The organism is Caldimonas sp., from assembly GCF_046289365.1.
Taxonomy (GTDB): domain Bacteria; phylum Pseudomonadota; class Gammaproteobacteria; order Burkholderiales; family Burkholderiaceae_C; genus Caldimonas.
Map to the genome: position 1 here is coordinate 1 of NZ_JBKBVU010000231.1, position 4388 is coordinate 4388.

Below are 4388 nucleotides of genomic sequence, written 5' to 3' on the forward strand. Positions count from 1 at the left end.
TTGTTTCCTCTTTTCTCTTTGTTTCTCCTTCCCCGGCCCGATCGAAATCGCCCGACCCACCACGAGGCGCCGGCCGCGGCCTGAGCGTCAGGAGGCGCCGCCCTCGGCCAGCGTCGGGTCGTTGTGGGCCGGGAAGTCGGCCAGCGGGCCCAGCAGGGCCGCATCGCGCTTGAAGAGCGGCGGGCTCTGCACGTGGGCCAGCAGCAGCTCGGCCAGCGCCATCAGCGAATCGACATGCACACGCTCGTGGCCGTGCGAGGCATCGAGCCCGAAGCACACGAGGGCGGTGCGGATGTCGTTGCCGGCCTCCAGCGCCGCGGCGGCATCGCTGCGGTAGTAGCGGAACACGTCGCGGCTGTGCTCGATGCCGCGTTCGCGGCACAGCGCCAGCAGGTGGCGCGTGAGGTGCCAGTCGAAGGGGCCGGCCGAATCCTGCATGGAGATGGTCACACCGTACTCGCAGGTGTTCTGGCCTTCGGCCACCGTGCCGTTGTCGATGGAGATCAGCTCGGCCACGTCGCCATGCAGCACGTGCGAGGCGCCCACGCCCACCTCTTCCGAGATGGTGAACAGCAGGTGGCAGTCCACCGGGATGCGGGTGCCGGACTCGCGCAGCGCCCGGGCCACCGCCAGCAGGGCGGCCACGCCGGCCTTGTCGTCCAGGTGGCGGGCGTTGATGAAACCGTTGGGCAGGAACTCGGGGGCCGAATCCACCGCGATGGTGTCGCCCACGTTCACGCCCAGGCGGACGAGGTCCTCGCGCGAATGGCAGCGTTCGTCCAGGCGCAGCTCCACGTGGGTCCAGGCCACCGGCTGGGTATCGATCTCCTGGTTGAAGGTGTGGCCCGAGGCCTTGCAGGGCAGGATGGTGCCGCGGCAGGTCAGGCCGTCGTCGCCGTAGAGCGTGACACGTGCACCCTCGGCAAAGCGCGAGGACCAAAAGCCGATGGGCACGAGTTCGAGCCGGCCGTTGGGCTTGAGCTGCTTGACCATCGCCCCCAGGGTGTCGAGGTGGGCGACGATGGCGCGGTCGGGGCTGTGGCGCTCGCCCTCGATGTCGGCGCGGATGGCGCCGCGCCGCGTGAGGCTGTAGGGGATGCCGAGCTGTTCCAGTTCGTTGGACACCTTCACGACGATCTCGTCGGTCATGCCCGAGGGGCTGGGCGTGAGCAGCAGGCGCTGCAGCACGTCGAGCAGGTAGTCACGGTCGATGCGGGGGGCGGTTGTTCGGGTCACGCGCTCTCCTTCATCTCCGGCAGCGGTGCGGCGCGGGTCTGCGGGAAGAGCAGGTCGATGAAGCGCTCGGCCGTGGGCTGGGGTTCGTGGTTGGCCAGGCCGGGGCGCTCGTTGGCCTCGATGATGGCGTACTCGGTGCCGCCCAGGTCGGGCACCATGAAATCGAAGCCCACCACCGGGATCTCGAGCGCGCGCGCGGCCTGCTCGGCCACCTGCCGCAGCTCAGGGTGGAGCTGGTCGGTGACGTCGTGGATGGTGCCGCCGGTGTGCAGGTTGGCCGTCTTGCGCACCGGCAGCACCGTGCCGGCGCTCAGCACCGTGTCCATCGTGTACCCGGCAGCGTGCACGCAGCGTTCGGTCTCGGCATCCATCGGGATGCGGCTTTCCCCGGCCGTGGCGGCCTCGCGGCGGCGGCTCTGCTTGGCAATGAGTTCGCGCACAGTCGTCTGCCCGTCGCCGGTGATCTCGGCCGGTCGGCGCGTGGCGGCCGCCACGACCTGGTAGTCGATCACGACGATGCGCAGGTCCTGCCCGAGCACCAGCTCTTCCATGATGACGTCGTCGCAATGGGCGCGCGCTTCCTCGATGGCGCGGTGCACCTCGTCGAGCGTGCGCAGGTCGACTTTCACTCCGCGCCCCTGTTCGCCGCGGGCCGGCTTCACGACGATGCGGCCGTGGCGGTGCAAGAAGGCGGCCACCTGGGCCTCGTTGCGCACCAGGGCCTGCTCGGGCAGGCGCAGCCCGGCAGCGGCCAGCACCTTGCGGGTCACGCGCTTGTCGTCGCAGCGGCTCATGGCCACCGCCGAGGTGAGGTCGGTGAGCGACTCACGGCAGCTCACCGTGCGACCGCCATGCGTGAGGCGGAAAAAGCCGTGCTCGGCGTCCTGCAGCTCCACGCCGATGCCGCGGCGGCGCGCCTCGTCGATGAGGATGCGCGCGTAGATGTTGACCTCGGCGCAGTCGTCCGGCCCGGTGAAGAGCTTCTCGTTGATCGGGTTCTTGTGCTTGACGCAATACACCGGCACGCGCTCGAAGCCCAGCTTCTCGTACAGCGCGATCGCGTGCTGGTTGTCGTGCATCACCGACAGGTCGAGGTAGCGACGCCCCAGGGCGCGGTAGTGATGGGCCAGGGCGCGCACCAGCGCCTCGCCCACACCGGGGCGGGTGGCCTGCGGGTCCACCGCGAGCGACCAAAGGCTCGCCCCCTGCTCGGGGCAGCGGCAGGCGCGCACGTGGTCCACGCCGGTGACGGTGCCCACCACCTGATCGCTCGCCTCGTCGTGCACCACCAGCAGGATGACCGCCGGATCGCGCTGGCCGTCGGTGAGATAGCCCGGGCGCAGTGGCACCATGCGGCAGGCGCGGTAGATGCGGTTGAGCGTGGCCTCGTCCTCGGCGCGGGCCTCGCGCAGCGTGTAGCCTTCTTCGGGCGGTGGCTCGATGCGGTGGCGGCGCAGGTCGAGCCGGTAGGTGTGCGAAGGGTCGAGGAAGAGATGCTGCGGCGCCACCGCGATGGCCACGTGCGGGTCGCGGATGTACAGCGCCACGTCGCGCCGGCCTTCTTCCTCGCGACGCAGCTCGTCGGCCAGGGCCTGGGGGCTGGTGAAGGTCTGGCCCAGCAGCAGGCGGCCCCAGCCGCAGTCCACCCAGGCCTCGGGTTTCATCGCATCGAGGTCCAGGTGCGGCGGCGGGTCGCCCCAGTGCTTGAGGCTGGCCATCTGGGTCGGGTCGAGCGGGTTGTGTGAAGCGATCATGGTCTGGTCTCCTGCCGGCCTCACAGGCCGCGCGATTGCAGCCACAGCTCCAGCAGGGCCACCTGCCACAGCTTCGAGCCGCGCAGCGGCGTGAGGTGTTCGCCCGGATGGGCCAGCCAGGGAGCCAAGGTCTCGGGGCGGAACAGGCCGCGTTCGCGCGCGGCGCGGCTGTTCAAGGCATCGCGCACCATGTCGAGCACCGGACCGTCGAGGTATTTCAGCGCGGGCACCGGGAAGTAGCCCTTGGGCCGGTCCACCACCTCGCGCGGCAGCAGGCGGCGGGCGATGGCCTTGAGCACGCCCTTGCCTCCCTCCTTCAGTTTGTCCTGGGCGGGCAGACGCCCGGCCAGTTCCACCAGCTCGTGGTCGAGGAAGGGCACGCGGGCCTCCAGGCCCCAGGCCATGGTCATGTTGTCCACGCGCTTGACCGGGTCGTCCACCAGCATCACGGTGCTGTCCAGGTGCAGCGCCTTGTCCAGCGCTGTGGCCGCATCGACGGTGGCGAAATGCTGCTCGACGAAGGCGCGACTCACGTCACCGGTGTGCCAGCGCGGCTGCAGGGTGGCCTGGAGGGCCTCGTGGTCCCGGTCGAAGAAAACGCGCGCGTAGTCGGCTGCGGGCTGAGAACTGCTGGCGAGCTTGGGATACCAGTGGTAGCCGGCAAAGACCTCGTCGGCACCCTGACCGCTTAGCACCACCTTCAGGTGACGCGACACCTCGCGCGAGAGCAGGTAGAAGGCCACGTTGTCGTGGCTCACCATGGGCTCGCTCATGGCCGCGATGGTCTCGGGCAGCACCTGCAGCAGATCGGGCGTGGGGATGCGGATCTGGTGGTGTCCGGTCTCGAAGCGCTGGGCCACGAGGTCGGAGTAGCGGAACTCGTCACCCGCTTCGTCGCCGCCGGCCTCGAAGCCGATCGAGAAGGTCTGCAAGTCGCGTTGGCCCATCTGGGCCAGCAGCGCCACGATGAGGCTGGAATCGACGCCCCCCGAGAGCAGCACGCCCACCGGCACGTCGGCCACCATGCGCCGGCGCACGGCGGTGCGCAGGGCCTCCTCGACCAGGGCTTCGCGTTCCACGTCTTTCAGTGCGGCCAGGGCCGGGTCTTCGCGCACCGACAGCGTCCAGTAGCGGTGGTCGTGGCGCGTGCCGTCGCGCTCGAAGGTGGCGATGGTGGCCGGCGGCAGCTTGGTCACGCCCTGCACGATGGTGTGCGGGGTGGGCACCACCGCGTGCCAGCTCATGTAGTGGTGTAGCGCGATGGGGTCGAGGGTGGTGTCGATGTCGCCGCCGGCCAGCAGCGCAGGCAGCGTGGAGGCAAAGCGCAGTCGCTTGCCCGTGGCGGCCAGGTAGAGCGGCTTGATGCCGAAGCGGTCGCGTGCCAGCGTGAGGCGGCCG

General features: G+C 69.9%; 3 protein-coding genes. All 3 read right to left on the reverse strand.

Annotation, left to right across the window (positions count from 1 at the left end; all coding sequences use genetic code 11):
• Positions 1–87: 87 nt before the first annotated feature.
• Positions 88–1236, reverse strand: coding sequence for an osmoprotectant NAGGN system M42 family peptidase (locus tag ACK42S_RS15965; RefSeq protein WP_409709779.1), 1149 nt, complete (start codon positions 1234–1236; stop codon positions 88–90).
• Positions 1233–2990: an N-acetylglutaminylglutamine synthetase gene (gene ngg / locus ACK42S_RS15970; protein ID WP_409709782.1), complete on the reverse strand. Its 1758-nt coding sequence runs from the start codon at positions 2988–2990 to the stop codon at positions 1233–1235. The genes ACK42S_RS15965 and ngg overlap by 4 nt, the downstream gene beginning before the upstream one ends.
• Before the next feature lie 20 nt (positions 2991–3010).
• Positions 3011–4388 (reverse strand): N-acetylglutaminylglutamine amidotransferase (locus ACK42S_RS15975; protein WP_409709785.1); only part of this gene is annotated, 1378 nt, incomplete at its 5' end.